The sequence below is a fragment of the Bacillus sp. NPDC060175 genome (assembly GCF_042728695.1).
In the GTDB taxonomy this organism is placed as follows: Bacteria; Bacillota; Bacilli; order Bacillales; family Bacillaceae_G; genus Bacillus_A.
Genome location: NZ_JBHWYR010000013.1, coordinates 15,018 through 32,407 on the forward strand (window position 1 = coordinate 15,018; position 17,390 = coordinate 32,407).

At 36.1% G+C, this 17,390-nt stretch carries 16 protein-coding genes, 1 pseudogene and 2 riboswitches; of the genes and pseudogenes, 11 read left to right on the forward strand and 6 right to left on the reverse strand.

The annotated features are described in order from the left end of the window. Positions 1-304: 304 nt before the first annotated feature. Entirely contained in the window at positions 305-1,108 is an 804-nt protein-coding gene (locus ACFWDE_RS09325; RefSeq protein WP_377891723.1) for an SDR family oxidoreductase, read from the forward strand. Between the two features lie 36 nt (positions 1,109-1,144). Here ACFWDE_RS09325 and ACFWDE_RS09330 read toward each other — a convergent pair whose 3' ends face one another. The 4 genes from ACFWDE_RS09330 to ACFWDE_RS09345 form a co-directional block, all read right to left on the reverse strand. Continuing rightward, positions 1,145-1,813 (reverse strand): methionine ABC transporter permease, encoded by a 669-nt coding sequence (locus ACFWDE_RS09330; RefSeq protein ID WP_377891726.1) that lies wholly within the window; start codon positions 1,811-1,813, stop codon positions 1,145-1,147. Next, positions 1,788-2,828, reverse strand: coding sequence for a methionine ABC transporter ATP-binding protein (locus ACFWDE_RS09335; RefSeq protein ID WP_377891728.1), 1,041 nt, complete (start codon positions 2,826-2,828; stop codon positions 1,788-1,790). The genes ACFWDE_RS09330 and ACFWDE_RS09335 overlap by 26 nt, the downstream gene beginning before the upstream one ends. A gap of 12 nt (positions 2,829-2,840) precedes the next feature. Beyond that, entirely contained in the window at positions 2,841-3,653 is an 813-nt protein-coding gene (locus ACFWDE_RS09340; RefSeq protein WP_377891731.1) for a MetQ/NlpA family ABC transporter substrate-binding protein, read from the reverse strand. Between the two features lie 85 nt (positions 3,654-3,738). Then, positions 3,739-3,852, reverse strand: a riboswitch (SAM riboswitch). Between the two features lie 80 nt (positions 3,853-3,932). Then, entirely contained in the window at positions 3,933-4,841 is a 909-nt protein-coding gene (locus ACFWDE_RS09345; RefSeq protein WP_377891734.1) for an NAD(P)-dependent alcohol dehydrogenase, read from the reverse strand. A 200-nt stretch (positions 4,842-5,041) separates the two neighbouring features. Between ACFWDE_RS09345 and ACFWDE_RS09350 the strand changes: the two genes are divergently transcribed. From ACFWDE_RS09350 to ACFWDE_RS09365, 4 genes are all read left to right on the forward strand, one after another. Further along, a complete protein-coding gene (locus ACFWDE_RS09350; protein WP_377891736.1) occupies positions 5,042-6,478 on the forward strand; it encodes an FAD-binding protein in 1,437 nt (478 codons plus the stop codon). Next, entirely contained in the window at positions 6,475-7,008 is a 534-nt protein-coding gene (locus ACFWDE_RS09355) for an MFS transporter (RefSeq protein WP_377891738.1), read from the forward strand. The genes ACFWDE_RS09350 and ACFWDE_RS09355 overlap by 4 nt, the downstream gene beginning before the upstream one ends. Positions 7,009-7,086: 78 nt before the next feature. Next, complete coding sequence (locus ACFWDE_RS09360; RefSeq protein ID WP_002159579.1) at positions 7,087-8,805, forward strand: DUF3981 domain-containing protein; 1,719 nt, start codon at positions 7,087-7,089, stop codon at positions 8,803-8,805. A 118-nt stretch (positions 8,806-8,923) separates the two neighbouring features. Continuing rightward, the gene (locus ACFWDE_RS09365; RefSeq protein WP_377891740.1) at positions 8,924-10,183 is read left to right on the forward strand and encodes a multidrug effflux MFS transporter; all 1,260 of its coding nucleotides are present in this window, start codon (positions 8,924-8,926) and stop codon (positions 10,181-10,183) included. 32 nt (positions 10,184-10,215) lie between these two features. On the opposite strand, the gene ACFWDE_RS09370 is transcribed toward ACFWDE_RS09365, so the two are convergent. Continuing rightward, a complete protein-coding gene (locus tag ACFWDE_RS09370) occupies positions 10,216-10,662 on the reverse strand; it encodes a hypothetical protein (protein ID WP_002151280.1) in 447 nt (148 codons plus the stop codon). 265 nt (positions 10,663-10,927) lie between these two features. On the opposite strand from ACFWDE_RS09370, the gene ACFWDE_RS09375 reads away from it, so the two are divergent. Beyond that, on the forward strand, positions 10,928-11,431 hold the full coding sequence (locus tag ACFWDE_RS09375) for a hypothetical protein (protein WP_377891744.1): 504 nt from the start codon (positions 10,928-10,930) through the stop codon (positions 11,429-11,431). 16 nt (positions 11,432-11,447) lie between these two features. Here the strand turns inward: ACFWDE_RS09375 and ACFWDE_RS09380 are convergent. Beyond that, positions 11,448-11,653, reverse strand: a pseudogene (locus tag ACFWDE_RS09380) (DUF3951 domain-containing protein). A 187-nt stretch (positions 11,654-11,840) separates the two neighbouring features. Beyond that, positions 11,841-11,945, forward strand: a riboswitch (SAM riboswitch). Positions 11,946-12,082: 137 nt separating this feature from the next. Between ACFWDE_RS09380 and ACFWDE_RS09385 the strand changes: the two are divergent. Genes ACFWDE_RS09385 through ACFWDE_RS09405 form a run of 5 tightly spaced genes read left to right on the forward strand, consistent with a single transcriptional unit; the run spans position 12,083 to position 17,382 of the window. After that, entirely contained in the window at positions 12,083-13,000 is a 918-nt protein-coding gene (locus ACFWDE_RS09385; protein WP_016095104.1) for an ABC transporter permease, read from the forward strand. Between the two features lie 16 nt (positions 13,001-13,016). Continuing rightward, positions 13,017-14,021 (forward strand): ABC transporter permease, encoded by a 1,005-nt coding sequence (locus tag ACFWDE_RS09390; protein WP_377891748.1) that lies wholly within the window; start codon positions 13,017-13,019, stop codon positions 14,019-14,021. Beyond that, positions 13,978-14,988, forward strand: a complete 1,011-nt coding sequence (locus ACFWDE_RS09395; RefSeq protein ID WP_002151284.1) for an ABC transporter ATP-binding protein — start codon at positions 13,978-13,980, stop codon at positions 14,986-14,988. Before ACFWDE_RS09390 ends, ACFWDE_RS09395 begins: the two co-directional genes overlap by 44 nt. Continuing rightward, on the forward strand, positions 14,985-15,758 hold the full coding sequence (locus ACFWDE_RS09400) for an ABC transporter ATP-binding protein (protein WP_002159574.1): 774 nt from the start codon (positions 14,985-14,987) through the stop codon (positions 15,756-15,758). The genes ACFWDE_RS09395 and ACFWDE_RS09400 overlap by 4 nt, the downstream gene beginning before the upstream one ends. Positions 15,759-15,771: 13 nt before the next feature. After that, the gene (locus tag ACFWDE_RS09405; RefSeq protein ID WP_002159573.1) at positions 15,772-17,382 is read left to right on the forward strand and encodes a peptide ABC transporter substrate-binding protein; all 1,611 of its coding nucleotides are present in this window, start codon (positions 15,772-15,774) and stop codon (positions 17,380-17,382) included. Positions 17,383-17,390 lie beyond the last annotated feature (8 nt).

Here is a 17,390-nt window from a genome sequence, read left to right on the forward strand (position 1 = left end):
TTTATAGTACATGATACTTCATAAATAGGAGTGGTTATTTTATTTTTTGAAATATTAAATCTTTAATGATAAAATAAAATTTGGAGATATATGGAGAGGGGACAAAGACTCAATATGTGGATGAACTTGTAATGATTAGAAATTGGATAGATGAATTTTTCTCTCATAAGTGAGGGTTTATTTAGCTATCTGTAAATCATGCAAGGACTGCATATTTGGCTTGTACATCCCTTTTGTAAGGATAGATGCCTATTTTATGTATCTGTCTTTTTTTGCGGGGAAATTTATATCTCTTATATAAAATATGCGTCCTTTAAACTTGGAGGAGTATAGTATGAATCAATTGAAAAATAAAGTAGCTGTTGTTACAGGTGTTAGTCGTCTAGATGGTATTGGAGCAGCGATTTGTAAAGAATTAGCTGAAGCAGGATACGATGTATTTTTTACGTACTGGACGAATTACGATAAAGACATGCCTTGGGGCGTTGAGAAAAATGAACAAATACAATTAAAAGAAGAGCTGTTACAAAACGGTGTGAAAGCATCAAGCATGGAGTTAGATTTAACTCGGAATGATGCACCAAAGCAGCTTATAAATAAAGTCACTGAACAACTAGGGTACCCTCATATATTAATTAATAATGCAGCGTATTCTACGAATAATGATTTCTCTAATTTGACTGCCGAAGTACTAGATAATCATTACATGGTAAATGTTCGTGCGACTACACTGTTGAGTAGTGAATTTGCACGTGGATTCAAGAAGAAGTCCGGTGGTAGAATTGTTAATATTACTTCGGGGCAATTTAAAGGACCTATGGCCGGAGAGTTAGCGTATGCGACAACGAAGGGAGCTATTGACGCTCTTACTAGTACGTTGTCAGCGGAGGTAGCCCATTTAGGTATAACAGTGAATGCGATTAATCCAGGTCCAACTAATACAGGATGGATGACTGAAGAGATAAAGCAAGGGTTAAAACCGATGTTTCCTTTTGGCAGAATTGGTGAGCCGAAGGATGCAGCAAGACTAATCAAGTTTTTAGTAAGTGAAGAAGCAGGGTGGATTACAGGGCAAGTTATTCATTCAGAAGGTGGATTTAAAAGATAAAAAGAAGGTATCTCACTTTAGTGAGATACCCTCTTTTTAATCTTTCTTCAATCTTCGTGCTATACCATTCCCTAATGACTGTAATCCTTGAACGAGAATGATTAAAATAAAGACGGTTGCATACATTACTTCAGGTTCATAGCGTAAATGCCCAAAGCGATATGCTAAGTCCCCTAGCCCGCCAGCACCTACAAGTCCAGCCATTGCTGTTGCACCGATTAAGCCGATCGTTGCGATTGTTAATCCGAGTACGAGAGATGGACGAGCTTCTTTAACCATGACGTGCCAAATGATTTTTAAAGTAGAAATTCCCATTGCTTGATATGCTTCAATAACACCACGGTCCACTTCTAGTAAAGCCGTTTCCATTAAACGAGCAATATAGGGAGCTGTGAATACGACAAGTGGTACGATAACACCTTGCACACCAATAGATGTCCCCATTAGAAATTTTGTAAAAGGTAAAATAAAGAATAATAGAATGATAAATGGCAGAGAGCGAATGACATTAATAATTGTATTAAGAATCGGATATACGATTTTATTCTCTAGTTGGCCACCAGGTCTTGTTAAAACGAGTGTTACACCGAGTGGTAACGCAATTAGAATAGAGATAAGTAGTGAAATAGATGTCATTTGAAAGGTTTGAATCGTTGCTTCCCATATTACGTTACCCCACTCATCCAAAAAGGACTTGTTTCCCATAATCTGTTCTACCTCCTTCTACGATGATCCCTTTTTCTTGTAAAAATGATAAGGCACGGTGTACTTCACTTTTTTCACCTTGCATATGAACGATCAGTCTCCCATATGCCTCATGTTTTAGCTGCGTAATATTGCCTGATAAAATATTAGGGTATACGTGGAAACGTTTTGTAGCGACAGCTAACGCTGGCTCTCCTGAAGAGGTTCCAATAAATGAAAGTGTTACGATTTCTCCAGTACTTTGTAGTTCTTTCTGTACGTCTTCTGGAATTTTAGCTGCAAATGCGCTATTTACAAATTTCTTCGTTGTTACATGTTGTGGGTTTGTGAAAATATTTTTTACGGTTCCACTTTCAACGACAGATCCATGTTCCATTACAGCAACTTGGTCACATATACGCTGGATGACATTCATTTCGTGTGTAATTAGCAAAATCGTAATTCCGATTTCTTCGTTGATCTTTAATAATAAATCAAGAATAGAATCGGTCGTTTCCGGATCTAATGCGCTCGTTGCTTCATCACTTAATAACACTTCAGGCTCATGAGATAGTGCGCGAGCGATCGCTACACGCTGTTTTTGACCACCAGAAAGTTCACTTGGATAGGCATCTTTTTTATTAAAGAGATCAACAATGCGTAAATACTTTTCTACCCTTTTTTCAATTTCATCTTTGGGAAGACCAGATAGACGTAAGGGTAGTGCGATGTTTTCATAAACGGTAACGGTTTTAAGTAAATTGAATCCTTGAAAAATCATGCCGATCTTTTGTCTCGCTTTTGCGAGTTCTTTTGTCGATAAGGTTGTTAAATCTTGTTCGTTTATAATGATATTTCCTGTCGTTGGTTTTTCTAATAAATTTACACAGCGAATTAATGTACTTTTACCAGCGCCGCTATATCCAATGATTCCAAATACCGCGCCCTTTTTTACTTTAAGGGAAGTTGATTTAAGGGCCTCAACATTCCCTTTTTTTGTTGTAAATACTTTGGAGACGTTTTTTAATTCAATCATTATAGTCAGCTCCTACCAAGACGGTAAAACAGAACCATCGAATTTTTTCTCAATGAAATCTTTTACTTCTTTAGATTGATAAGCTTTCTTCAATTTATTTACAACTGCATCATCTTTATTTTCAGTACGAACAACGACCCAGTTCACATAGGGTGAATCTTTTCCTTCGCGGAAAATAGAATCTTTCGCTGGACTTAATTTTGCGCCTAATGCAAAGTTTGTATTAATCGCAGCCGCTTTCACTTCACTTAGCTGCGTTGGTAATTGAGATGCCTCTAATTCAACAATCTTTAAATTTTTCGGATTTTCAATTACATCTTTTGCAGTCGCTTTTTCCGTAGCCTTTGGATCAACTTTTAAAACTCCTGCTTTTTCAAATAGCTTTAAAGCACGCAGCTCATTTGTTGGGTCATTTGGGACAGCAATTGCGTCGCCCTCTTTTAATTCTTTTACATCTTTTAAGCTTTTCGAGTATATACCCATAGGGAATGTTACTGTGGAAAATACTTCAGTTAATTTCATATTACGTTCAGCTTTAAATACGTCTAAATAAGATTTAGTTTGGTAGCTATTTACATCGAGGCTTTTTTCATCTAAAGATACGTTTGGTGCTACATAATCATTAAATACCTTTACGTCGATTTGGAGACCATCTTTTGCTGCAACTTCTTTCACCTTTTCAAAAATTTGTTCATGCGGTCCGCCTGTTACACCAACGGTAATCTTTTTCTCATCTAATACTTTTACCTCTTTATCAGAATTAGCACCACATGCGCCTAACACTAATACAGCTCCACTTACAATACTTAATAATACCTTTTTCATTTATAGTTCCTCCTTAATATGCGTTCCAAAATAAAAAGCACCTCTCAAAAATAAGAGAGGTGCCGAATAGACGAAATAGGTTCCTCTCTCATCTTCCAAAACGAAAATCGTTCTGCAGGAATTAGCACCTTAGCTTATACGTTATAAGCTCGGTTGCCGGGCATCATCGGGCCAGTCCCTCCGCCACTCTTGATAAGAGTATGTGTATGTAGTTTTTAAATATGGTACTAATAGTAAATCTTACAAAAAGAATTGTCAATATTATTTTCTGAATATATTTTATTTTAAGGTAATAGAAACGTTACCTTTTTTATACCCTGCCTCTACATACGTATGGGCTTCTGAAATTTCTTCCAATCGGTAAGTTCTATCAATAACAGGTTTTAGCTTTTCTGTTTCAGCTAGTTGTTTTAATAGGCTCATATCGTCTTTGCTGACCTTTGCGATTGTGCCATTAACAGATACGTATTTTCCATTAGGCGTTAATGCTTTTTCACAAAGGGATTTTTTATACTTTCCAACTGCATCAAATATTATATCGTAGCACTCGCCTCGTTCAGTAAAATCTTCTTTCGTATAATCAATTGCGTTATCAGCCCCTAAAGATTTCACTAGCTCAAAATTTGAATTACTACAAACAGCTGTAACAGTCGCACCGAAATATTTAGCAAGTTGCACAGTGGCGGTACCTACTGATCCGGAGGCGCCATATATAAGTACTTGTTGTTCTTTTTTTATGTGTCCTTTTCTTAAAAAATGTAAAGCTGAAGTTCCGCCGAAAGGAATAACGGCAGCTTCCTCATATGTCACATTGGTAGGTTTTAATGCTATTAATCCACTTTCATGCACACATGTGTATTCAGCATAACCACCAACGTTAAGTCCTGTTAATGCAAAGATGGAATCTCCCTTTTTGAATTGAGTCACATCTGTTCCTATTTCTTCAACCTCTCCAGCTAATTCTACTCCCAGTATAGGTTTTCTCGGTTTTCTAAGTCCTAATACAAGTCGCATAGGAATCCAAAATAAAAGTGGACTAGTAAAGCTTCGCATTCTACAATCGCCAGTTGTTACACTTGTTGCGTGAATCTTAACTAATACTTCATTCTTTTTAGGAGTAGGTTTCTTTACGTCTTGAAGCTTGAGAACGTTAGGTGGCCCGTATTTTGTGCAAATAATTGCTTTCATAGCAACCTCCTGAATTAAGTTATTTTCCTCTACATCATATTTAAATGTTTTTTAAATCATGCGTATAGTTTCGCTTCATAATAAGTAAAAGAAAGATAGTTCTTTTTGACAGTGTAGTATTTTCCTTTTAAGAAAGTAGGTACAATAAGCATAGAGAGAAGTACTAGTGAGATTAGAATTTCAAACGAGGAGAGTGCCATTTGAAAAAAAGAAAAATAGCGGTTGTAATTGTAGCGTATACAGTGTTGCTCGCGACATCTATACATACATATAAAGGGCAACTGGATCATCCTATTATGAGCGATGTAGGGAAGTTGCTTCCAACAAAAATTAAGCGTGTTGAAGATGCTGAGGATGAGGGCTCATTAAAAAAGCTGGTGCGAGATGCAAATGTTTCTGGAGAGAAGATTTCGATTGCAGGTATGCAACATAGCCAAGGCGGACAGACATATTATCCGAACGGTACGATGCTTGATATGAAAGGATATAATAAAATATTAGAATTTGATTCAGAGAAAAAGCGGATTACAGTTCAAAGCGGTGTCACATGGAATGACATTCAAAAGAAAATCAATCCATATGGTCTTGCAGTTCAAGTGATGCAATCTCAAAATATTTTTACTGTGGGCGGTTCATTAAGTGTAAATGTCCATGGGCGTGATATTCGTCATGAAGCATTGATTGATACAGTAGAGTCGTTCAGATTGTTAATGGCAGATGGTACGGTGCGTAATGTAAGTAGAGAAGAAAATGCTGACTTGTTTCCGTATGTAATTGGGGGATATGGATTGTTTGGTGTGATTTTAGATGTGACGCTACAGTTAACAAACGATGAATTGTATGAAACTCATACGAAAGTACTAGATTATAAAGAATACTCTTCATACTTTAAGAATAAAGTGCGAAGGGATGAGAATATACGTATGCATTTAGCACGTATTTCTGTTGCCCCAAATTCATTTTTAAAAGAAATGTATGTGACAGATTATGTACTGGCAGAAGATCAACAGAAGTTGAAAGAGTACAGCAAATTAAAAGAAGAAACTATTATAGCTGCGCCGAAATTCTTACTGGGGTTATCACGCTATAGTGACTGGGGAAAGGGCGCATTTTGGGATATACAAAGAAGTTATTTTGAACGTACAGATGGTAAGTACGAAACTCGAAATAACGTAATGAGATCTGATAGTGCTTTTATGGAATACGATAATCCAAACTTGACCGAAGTTTTACAAGAGTACTTTGTGCCGATAGATGGTTTTGCAGAGTATATAGATGATTTGCGAATTGTTTTAAATGAAGAGGAATTAAACCTTCTTAACATTACAATCCGCTATGTAGAAAAGAATGAGAATGCGGTGCTATCTTATGCGAAAGATGATATGTTTGCGCTTGTGCTTCTAATTAATCAAGGGCGTTCTGAGGATGAAATAAAGAAGACAAAAGTGGTCATTCAGAAGATGATTGATGTTACTTTAAAGCATAATGGAAGTTATTATTTACCATATTATTCTTATCCGGAAAAGGAGCAACTAAAGAAAGCGTATCCTCGCATAGAAGAATTCCTTCAGAAGAAAAAGGAAGTAGACCCAGAGGAAAGGTTTGTGAATTTATTTTATAAGGAGTATAGCAAATGACATATAGAAGATTTGTGGCCTCACAAAGCATTATTATGATGGCGGGTAGTATGGTATTTCCTTTTTATATACTATTGCTTCGAAATGTTGGAAATAGTTTCTCGCAATTTGGCTGGGCGTACGGTTTATTTGCCTTAACTTCAGCTCTAGTATATCCGTTAGTTGGAAGAATTTCTGACAGAGTGGGAGATAGAAAGCTATTAATTGTATACGCCTGGTCTATGGCTATATTAATGCTTTGTTTTCCTATCGTAACAGAAGTTTGGCATGTATATATTCTCCAAATTTTAATGGGTGTTTTAGGTGCTGTGCAGCGTAATACGGAGAAGACGTCGTTAGCGCGAAAGGTTGCTCAGGAAAGGGCTGGTTATGAGATTGGAAAATATCATGTGTGGACATCAATTGGAGGCGCAGTAGCGATTATTGCAACGGGGTATTTAGTAGATTTCTTTACGATTGGCACCATTTTTTATATTGCATCTATTTTATATGCAGTGAGTGGAATTGTATTAAGTAGCAAAAAAATATAATCATACCCATTTTTACCTGATTACCCTTTATTTGTTATACTTATGGAGAAGACAAAAGAAAAGGGGACATTGCCTTTGATGAAATTTATAGTTTTAGCTATTCTCACTTTGTTTTTGATTCCATGGACTAGAAGCGGTAATAAAATTCGCGCTGTGGATAAAGGAGGAAATGAGAAAGTTGTAAAGGGTAAGAAATCATCTATTTTAGTTATTCCTGTTTTATTTTGGATAGGTATTGCAATCTATGAATATTTTTGGCTAATTGATGATCGAGCAGATTCTATTCTTACTCATTATTCTGTTGCAGTAGCGATTTTAATTGGGCTTGTTTTATTCTCACAAGAGCAGGTAGGGAAATTAGAAGGTACGTTAAAAGGACTTCTAATGTTTGTTTTACTCGCAAGTTACGGCTATTTTGGTTATTTGCACGATATAGTAATCTCGCAAAAGAAATATGATTCAGTCGTGAAGGTAGAGAAAGATATTTCAGAGCCATTTACTGAAAATGATCAACCGTTTACAGTTCCGCCTAAAACAGCGGAAAATAAAATGAAAAAGGTATTTGGTGATATTCCGAAAGTAGCTTATTTTGAGCTAGGGGAATTAACGCCACAAATGGTAAATGGTGAAGCCTTGTATGTAGCACCAATAGAAGTTTCGGGATTTTTTAAAGCACGTAAAGCGGAAACAATTCCAGGTTACGTAACAATGTCAGGTACAAATCCTGATGCGGAAGCAAAATTACATCTTGGATATAAAATGAAGTATGTACCAAGCATGTTTTTCGGTAATAAATTAGAACGTGTCGTTCGAAAAGCAGAGCCAGATTTAGTTTTTAAAGGGAAACCAAAATTTGAAGTTGATGATAAAGGAAAACCGTATTATACAATGACATATGGTGAGTTTATTTCAGGAAGATCAGGGTTTGAAGTAGAAGGCGTTGTCGTTGTTGATGCACAAACAGGTGATGTGAAACGATATGATAAAGGGAATGCACCTAAATTCGTTGATGGTGTATTAAATCATGAAACAGCATCTACGTTAAATACGTACTTCGGAAAATATATTCACGGATTTTGGAATACGAAATTCTCACAAACTGACATGAAGATTCCGACTGAGTGGGGGACGAAGGAAGGCGTTACGCCAATCTTCGGAAAGGATGGTAAACTGTATTACTTTACAGACTTTACCTCTCCGAAAGAAGGAGTAGATTCTGCCCTCGGTTACTCATTAGTTGATGCACGTACAGGAAAGTTGTATTACTATAACGGAAAAGAAGTGAAGGGAATTATGGACGGTTCGGCTGCTACAGAAGTAGTGGATAATTCCTTTAAGAGAGAGAAATGGCATGGAACAATGCCGGTTATTTATAACGTATATGGTAAACCTTCTTGGATTGTACCGGTTATTGATGACGGGGGATTAGTACGTGCTCATACTGTTATATATGCTTCTAATGCAAAAGTGTTTGCAACAGGTTCAACGCAAAAAGAAGCACTTGAGAATTATAAAAATGCGCTGAGCGGAAGTGGTGATTCATTTAGGCCGACTTCAAATGGGAAAGAAGCGCAAAAAGAAGGTACTGTACAACGTGTGTATAAAGAAAAATCAGGTGAAAATACGATTGTGTACGTACTATTAGAAAACGAGCAAAAAGTATTCATGGTACCGGCGAAGAAATTCCCATATGCAATGTTTACAGAAGTAGGAGATCCAATTCAAATCACATATTTAGACACAGGAGAAATGATGGCATCTGTATCTAAATTTACAAATAGTAATTTGAAAAAGTAAAGCGATAGAGATTCTATCGCTTTTTTTACATTATTAAACAGGAAAATACGGTATACTTGACGTATATTTATGTTGTAACTATAATTGTTACGATTAGATTTTTTATATGAAAGGGTGAATGAAAAAAGTGAATGGAGTTAATCACGAAGTATATAAACCTGTAAAGACAAACAGGTTATGGATGATTCTTGTATTAGGGACACTTACGGCAATTGGGCCATTATCTATTGATATGTACTTGCCTTCTTTACCGAAGTTAACAGATGATTTACAAACGGGTGCATCCCTTGCGCAGCTTACATTAACAGCTTGTTTGCTTGGACTTTCAGTAGGACAGTTATTTGTTGGTTCAATTAGTGATATTTACGGAAGGCGCAAACCTCTTATTATCGCTCTTATTATTTATGTTGCTTCTTCTTTACTTTGTGCTGTTGCACCATCGATTTGGAGTTTAGTGCTTTTACGTTTCTTACAAGGTGCTTCAGGATCTGCTGGTATCGTTATATCACGTGCAATGGTACGTGATATGTATTCAGGTTCTGAAATGACGAAGTTTTTCTCACTGCTTATGCTAGTAAACGGAGCAGCACCTATTTTGGCACCGATTATTGGAGGGCAATTATTACAGTTCACATCATGGCGCGGCGTTTTTATCGTTCTTGGAGCAATTAGTGTATTCATGCTAATATCAGCTACTTTCGTATTACGTGAAACATTACCACCTGAAGAAAGAGAGACAGGTGGTTTGTCGGGAACGCTGGCGACATACGGAAAGCTTCTGAAAGATCGTTTATTTATGGGTTATGCATTGTCGCAAGGATTAGTAACAGCTGCAATGTTTGCTTATATTTCTGGTTCACCATTTGTGTTGCAAAATATATACGGGGCATCACCGCAAGAGTTTAGTTTGTTCTTTGCGATTAACGGTATTGGTATTATTATTGCTAGTCAAGTTACTGGTCGCTTAGCAGGAAAAGTGAATGAGAAGACATTATTTGTTTTCGGTATTGTTATTGCGGCTGTTGGCGGTCTATCGTTACTACTTACAATCGCACTTGGAATAGGGCTAATCGGTGTTTTATGCTCGCTATTTCTCGTTGTATCAAGTGTTGGGGTTGTATCAACAACTGGCTTCTCGTTAGCGATGAGAAATCAAAAACAGGCAGCAGGAACAGCATCAGCCTTACTAGGTTTATTACAGTTCATTTCAGGAGCACTTGTTGCACCGCTAGTAGGTATTGGTGGAAGTAATACAGCACTTCCTATGGGTGTTGTTATAGCTCTTTGTGAAATTGGTGCTGTGTTATGCTATTTATTCATGGCAAAAAGAAGTGAACAGCAGTTTGAACTGCAACAAAAACAAAATTTAGAGGCTTAACAAAAAAGAGCTGATTCAAACATTTCTCTGAATCAGCTCTTTTTTTCATTTCTTTGAAATAACTCATACATATTATTCATGATCGCATCATATAAGAAAGCAAGTTTATCCCATACCCAGCGGTTACTGTCGACCTCTTTCTCCCCGCAGTCAATAATATCAGTATGATCTGTAATTCTATATGCCCTTTCAACGATAATAGGAGCAATCTTCGGTATGCGTGGAATTTCTTTTAAGACATCTGCAAAATTTCCAATGTAGACATGACCGATAATCTCGATTGTTAATGATTTATCCGATATATTTAGCACAGTATGAAATTGATTTGTATGTTGTTGTTTTAAATATTGGGCTAATTTAAATGGAGCATGTTGCTTTTTTAATACGCGGCGAAGGCTTTCTGTGTTTTCAATATGAAGTGATCTTTCACGAATAAGGACACGAATATCTTCTCCCATAAAAGGTATTGTATTGTACATAGATGATTCTCCTTAAAAACTTAACTACGCTTGCGTTATGCATATGTAAGTCTAGCATGGTTTGTTCTCTATGTGTGCTTACAGTTGTGTAAGGTAGAGTAGTGAAGTTACTTGCATAAAGTGACGATAATGTGACAAAAATGTGTGTATATTTATTAAGAGATCATCTTAAGTGCAAAATTTAGGATGTTCTCGGTATAATAAAACAAGTGGAGATAAAAGAAACTATAATTAGAAGTAGCTGTAGATAAAAGGAGAATTAAAGATGAAGAAGGTTTTGGGTATTGCTGTAATGGGAGGTATGCTCCTTCTAGCAGGATGTAATGGGAATAAAGAAGCGAAAGAACCGAAAGAAAAGGTAGAGCAATCTACTGAACAGACAGAAGATATGAAAGTGTATCGCGAGGTACATGAAAAGTATGATGCGAAGATGAACAAGGAAATTAATAAAGCGTTACAGCTATTTGAAGTGGCAAAAGAAAAGGGCGGTAAGGAAATAACGAATGCTAAATTTAAGGAAGACGTGCAAAATGTAACAACGGGCATGTTAGAAGATATAGATCATATGCGTAAAGAAATTCATGTACCGAAGTCGAAAGAACAAGAGCATGAAATGTATGTTGGTTTCTTAAATGAATCGGAACAAGCGATGAAAAAATTACAGAAGTTAGCTAAAGAAGAAGATTCATCGTTGATTCGTGATATAGAAATTAATTTTTCAACAGCATCGACATACTATAAACGTTTTCAAACAGAAACGGAAAAATAACCTTGCGCATGCAAGGTTATTTTTTCTTCTTACCATCTCCATCTCCATCTCCATCTTCGCATACTAATACTTTTTGTTTCACGTCCAGATTTTTGGGTGGGGGTCTTACTGCCCGTAAATAGCGGGATAAAAAGAGGTGATGCTTTTCTTTTTAATAAAGAGCTTATAAAAACCAATGATGACGAGTATTACGATTGTTAATGGCAATCCTATAGTATCCAGAAGTAAGGGAGCCGTCTTATAACTCCTTTAACATAATTTTTTTTATTATAAGCGAAAGACTGTAATTTCAATAACTAACGTTATTAAAAACTGATTTTTCTAAATATATACAATTAGATTGACTTTTCATTTTTTCAGAATTATAATTCAAAATATACAATTTGAACCAAATAATAATATAGCAATTTACTTATCCAGAGAGGTAGAGGGACTGGCCCTATGACACCTCAGCAGCGGGTTCTGTAATAGAACACCGTGCTAATTCCAGCAAGCAAGTCTTGAAAGATAAGTGATGGGCATAGTTTTATTAAGCCTTGATCTTATTTTTTAAGATCAAGGCTTTTTGTGTTTTAAGAAGTGGAGAAGGAGTAATGGGAACAAATATGTCAATAAAACAAAGTAAATTCATGTGTTTAGGGGGTTATTGAAGTGTATGTGATTAAAAAACTATCGGTTATGGTATTTACACTATGGGTTATTACGACAGTAACATTTTTGATTATGCATATTATTCCAGGGGATCCATTTTCATCAGATGCGAAAATCTTTCCTGAAGAAGTAATACAAAACATGAGAGCGAAGTATCACCTTGATGAACCGTTATGGAATCAATATGTTGCTTATTTAGATGGCGTAGTGCATTTTGATTTTGGTGAATCCGTTCAATCGACGGGGCAAGGTGTATCAGAAATTATAACGACAGGCTTTGGTCCATCAGCGATTATTGGTTTACAAGCACTTATTATTTCATTGTTAGTTGGAATTGCAGCAGGTACATTTGCCGCGCTATATCATGGGAAAGTGATTGATTATAGTGTGAGCTTGCTTGCGATTCTCGGTATTTCTATTCCTAGTTTTATTTTAGCGCCACTATTTATACAAGTATTCGCCATACAATTTGAATTATTACCAGTGGCGTCTTGGGGAACATTTGAGCATACTGTATTACCTTCCTTCGCATTAGCGCTCGGGCCAATCGCAGTTATTACAAGATTTGTTCGCTCTAATATGATTGAAGTGTTGCAGAGTGATTATATTAAGCTAGCGAGAGCGAAAGGTATACCAATTAAGAAAATCATTATAAGACATGCTCTTCGAAATGCGATTGTTCCGGTACTTACATTTGTTGGCCCATTAATGGCTGGACTTTTAACAGGGACTTTTGTTATTGAAAAAATCTTTTCAATTCCTGGTTTAGGAAAATATTTTGTAGATAGTATTTTTAACCGAGATTATCCGGTTATTATGGGAACAACCATTTTCTATAGTGCGCTATTAATTGTATGTATTTTTATTACAGATATCATTCATCGTATTGTTGATCCGCGCATTCGTTCTATTACGTAAGGAGGGTGATGTTTAAATGGGGGCTTATGAAATTAATGACCAGTTATTAACGAATGAAGAGAAAAAAGAATTAACGATAAATAAAGATCAGCAAACGATTAGCCGAAAAAAGGAAGTGTTTCGCAAGTTTGTATCAAATCCTATAGCAGTTTTAGGGGCAGTGACGTTATTACTAATTATTGTTTTCTCGCTTATTGGCGAAAGTTTAACGTCATTTACTGCGAGTGAACAAGTAAAAGAAGCAACTAATTTACCGCCTAGTAGTGAGCATTGGTTCGGAACAGACGATTTAGGGAGAGATATTTGGGCGCGTACTTGGGCTGGTGGGAAAATTTCATTAACAGTTGGATTGGTAGCAGCAGCTCTCGATATAGGGCTTGGTGTACTTATCGGAGGTTTTAGTGGATATGTGAGAGGGCGTAATCGTCTTGGAACGTTAATTGATGAGTGGATTATAAGAGGGATTGAAGTGTTATACGGTATCCCATATTTATTAATTGTTATTTTACTATTAATCATTATGAAACCAGGACTTTTTACAATTATTATAGCTCTTGCGTTAACGGGATGGATTGGCATGGCACGTCTCATTCGGGCGCAAGTACTTTCATTGAAACAAAGAGAATTTGTTATTGCAGCAGAGCGATTAGGTACACCTCATATGAAAATTATATACGGACATTTAATTCCAAACTTAACAGGGATTATTATCGTAAATTTATCATTTACAATTCCAGCAGCTATTTTCTCAGAATCATTTTTAAGTTTTATCGGACTTGGAGTACAATCACCAGCAGCGAGCTGGGGCACGATGACAAACGATGCACTCGGGACATTACTAAGCGGAGAGTGGTGGCAACTTTTCTTCCCGGCAATCATGATTGCACTAATCATGTTCGCATTTAATGCGATTGGTGATGGTTTGCAAGATGCGATTGATCCGAAAATCGTAAAACGTAATCGAAAGGAGAAAAAACATGGCACAAATCTTATCTTTAGAAAACGTAACGTTAGCCGTTGAAAAAGAGAATAGTAAGCAAGCAATTGTGAAGCATGTCTCCTTTTCTATTAACGAAGGTGAGATTGTTGCACTTGTAGGAGAAAGTGGTTCAGGAAAAAGTGTTACAGCACAATCTATTATCGGCTTAAATCAAGAATCGATTCATATTGATGATGGAGATATATCTTTCAAATCAAAGGAATTAACTAATTTACAGGAATCAGAATGGAATCAAATTCGCGGGAAAGATATTTCCTTTATCTTTCAAGACCCGCTTTCATCTTTAAATCCGACGATGAAGGTGGGAAGACAAATTACAGAAGTAATTGTGCAGCATGAAAAGAAATCGAAAAAAGAGGCAAAAGAAATTGCAATTAACTTACTAAATGATTTAGGGATACATGAAGCAGAGAAACGCTTTGAACAATACCCGTATCAGTTAAGCGGAGGTATGAGGCAGCGTATTTGTTTAGCAATTGCATTTGCTTGTCACCCGAAGCTCGTTATTGCAGATGAACCTACAACAGCATTAGATGTAACGATTCAAAAGCAAATTATGGAGTTGTTAAAAGAAAGAAAGGAAAAACAAAATACGAGTATTTTATTAATTACACATGATTTGGCACTTGTACGTGAAGTAGCTGACCGAGTAGTAGTTATGTACGGGGGACGTGTTGTTGAAAAAGGAACGATTCAAGAAGTAATTGGCTCACCTAAGCACCCTTACACAAAAAGTTTATTGCAAGCAATTCCGAATATGGATGATTCAGAAAAGGTACTTAGAGCAATTGAGGGAACAACGCCTTCAATTGAAACGTTAAATAGTTTTGGATGCCCGTTTGTGAATCGTTGTCCTGTAGCGATAAAAGAATGTATTCATCGCTTCCCAGAGAGAACGACATATTCTGAGGAGCATAGCTCACATTGCTGGCAACATATTCTGGAGCATAATAAAGCGAAATCAAAAGAGAAGGTGAATGCCTCATGACGACAGATTTGATTACTGTAAAGCAAGTAACGAAAACGTATGGAAGTAAAAATAAAGAAATCGCAGCGTTAAAAGGTATATCACTTTCTATCCCAAAAGGAACAACGCTTGGCATTATTGGAGAAAGTGGTTCTGGAAAGACAACACTTGGTAAGCTCATAGCTGGGATCGAGCGTCCAACGTCTGGTGAAATTGATTATAACGGTCAAGTTGTTCACAAGCTGAAATCAGCTCATAAGCGGGATTTCTTGCAGAAAGTACAGTTCATTTTTCAAGATTCCACAGCTGCATTAAATCCGCGTTGGAAAGTACGAGATATTGTAACAGAAGGCTATATTTCATTCGGTTTAGGCGATAAAGGATTGAAAGATAAAGTCGCAGGTGATGCACTAGAGCGTGTTGGATTAGATAGAAGATATATTGATCGTTATCCGCATGAATTTAGCGGGGGACAACGTCAACGTATTGCTATTGCAAGAGCGTTATTATGTGAGCCAGAAGTTTTAATCCTTGATGAACCAATTTCAGCATTAGATGTTTCACTGCAAATCCAAATTATACATCTACTGCAAAAGATTCAAAAGGAACAAGGCTATACATATTTATTTATCGCACATGATTTACCGATGGTTCACTATTTATGTGAAAAAGTGGCTGTCCTATATAAAGGAGAACTTGTTGAATTTGGAAATACGGATGAAGTATTCCGTAATCCACAACATTCTTATACAAAAACATTATTAGCATCAACACCAAAAATTTCAGGTTAAAGGAGAATGTAGGATGAAGAAGTTTTTACTGTTTGTCATTATGACTGTTTTAGCAATTACTTCTGTTGCTTGCGGTAAGAAAGAGACGCAAAAGGCGAGTGCTGGTAAGGGTGAAGGAGATCGATTAGTAACGAATATTAGTAGTGATCCATATACACTTGATTCCGCTATCGCGACAGATAGCACATCAGGTTATGTAATTGGACATTTGTTCTCAAGTTTATATACGCAAGATAGTGATGGGAAATATCAAAATGAATTAGCAGCGAAAGAAGAAGTAAATGCTGATGGGACTGAGTATACAATTCATTTAAAGAAAGATATTAAATGGTCAGATGGTTCTCCTATTACAGCAAATGATTTTGAGTTTGCATGGAAGCGATTATTAAATCCGAAAACGGGTTCTATGAATGCGACAGAAATTTATTTTATTAAAGGAGCAGAGGCATATAATACTGGAAAAGGTGAAGAAGGGCAAGTTGGTATTCAAGTCGTTGATCCTCAAACATTAAAGATAACACTTGAGCACCCAGTTGCTTCTATTAAACAAAAATTAGCAAGTTCATTATTTATTCCATTATCTAAAAAATCGATTGATGATAATAATAAATTAAAAACAGATCCAAAAGAGTTAATTACGAGCGGACCATTCACGTTAAAAGAATGGAAGCATAACCAAGCGATTACAGTACAAAAAAATAAAGAATACTATGATAAAAAGGTAACATTAAAAGAAATTGAGTTTCGTATTATTCCAGATTCTAAAACAGCGTACCAATTGTACAAATCAAAAGAATTAGATTTGCTAAGTAGCTTACCACAAGAGATGATTGAAAAAGAAAAAGGAAACAAAGAATATAAGCGCGTTGCAGGATTCTCATCTTATATTTATTCGTTTAACGTAGAAAAAGAGCCGTTTACAAATGCGAAAGTACGTAAAGCATTTTCATTAGCGGTTGATCGTAAGTTTATCGTTGAAAAACTGTATAAAAATAATGCACAGGAAGCATATGCATTCGTTCCAGAAGGGGCAAAAACACAAAGTGGTCGTGATTTCCGTAAAGAAAAAGGTGATTACGTAAAATTCGATTCAGCAGAAGCGAAAAAATTATTAGAAGAAGGTATGAAAGAACAAGGATGGTCTACATTACCTGAAGTAACGTTAAAATTCACTACAGATACACAACATAAAAAAGTAGCAGAAGCAATGCAGGAAATGTTTAAGAAAAATCTTGGTGTAGATATTAAATTAGAAAATAAAGAGTGGAAGAGTTACATCGACACATATAAGCAAAGTGATTTCCAATTAGCTTATATGGGATGGGGCGGCTCTCTATTAGATCCAATTACTAAACTAGATTTATATGCAGGTGATGGTCCAAACAACTATGCAAAATGGCATAATAAAGAATTTGACGCTTTAGTAAAAGAAGCAGAAGTTGAACAAAACGAAGATAAGCGTTTTGACTTATTGCATAAAGCAGAAGATATTATGTTTGATGATACACCATTAATCCCAATTATTTTCCCAAGCTCTTCGTATTTACAAAAATCATCAGTATCTGGCGTCCAATTCATTATCGGTTCTAGTCCAGAACTAAGATACGTAAAAATTAAAAAATAAAGAAGTAG

Excerpts from the sequence above, each read along its gene's own strand:
- ACFWDE_RS09330 (WP_377891726.1), bottom strand. The coding sequence starts at position 1,813 with ATGGGAAACAAGTCCTTTTTGGATGAGTGGGGTAACGTAATATGGGAA.
- ACFWDE_RS09390 (WP_377891748.1), top strand. The coding sequence starts at position 13,017 with ATGGGGGCTTATGAAATTAATGACCAGTTATTAACGAATGAAGAGAAA.
- ACFWDE_RS09375 (WP_377891744.1), top strand. The coding sequence starts at position 10,928 with ATGAAGAAGGTTTTGGGTATTGCTGTAATGGGAGGTATGCTCCTTCTA.
- ACFWDE_RS09400 (WP_002159574.1), top strand. The coding sequence starts at position 14,985 with ATGACGACAGATTTGATTACTGTAAAGCAAGTAACGAAAACGTATGGA.
- ACFWDE_RS09395 (WP_002151284.1), top strand. The coding sequence starts at position 13,978 with ATGGCACAAATCTTATCTTTAGAAAACGTAACGTTAGCCGTTGAAAAA.
- ACFWDE_RS09355 (WP_377891738.1), top strand. The coding sequence starts at position 6,475 with ATGACATATAGAAGATTTGTGGCCTCACAAAGCATTATTATGATGGCG.
- ACFWDE_RS09365 (WP_377891740.1), top strand. The coding sequence starts at position 8,924 with ATGAAAAAAGTGAATGGAGTTAATCACGAAGTATATAAACCTGTAAAG.
- ACFWDE_RS09335 (WP_377891728.1), bottom strand. The coding sequence starts at position 2,828 with ATGATTGAATTAAAAAACGTCTCCAAAGTATTTACAACAAAAAAAGGG.
- ACFWDE_RS09405 (WP_002159573.1), top strand. The coding sequence starts at position 15,772 with ATGAAGAAGTTTTTACTGTTTGTCATTATGACTGTTTTAGCAATTACT.
- ACFWDE_RS09340 (WP_377891731.1), bottom strand. The coding sequence starts at position 3,653 with ATGAAAAAGGTATTATTAAGTATTGTAAGTGGAGCTGTATTAGTGTTA.
- ACFWDE_RS09360 (WP_002159579.1), top strand. The coding sequence starts at position 7,087 with ATGAAATTTATAGTTTTAGCTATTCTCACTTTGTTTTTGATTCCATGG.
- ACFWDE_RS09370 (WP_002151280.1), bottom strand. The coding sequence starts at position 10,662 with ATGTACAATACAATACCTTTTATGGGAGAAGATATTCGTGTCCTTATT.
- ACFWDE_RS09345 (WP_377891734.1), bottom strand. The coding sequence starts at position 4,841 with ATGAAAGCAATTATTTGCACAAAATACGGGCCACCTAACGTTCTCAAG.
- ACFWDE_RS09325 (WP_377891723.1), top strand. The coding sequence starts at position 305 with ATGCGTCCTTTAAACTTGGAGGAGTATAGTATGAATCAATTGAAAAAT.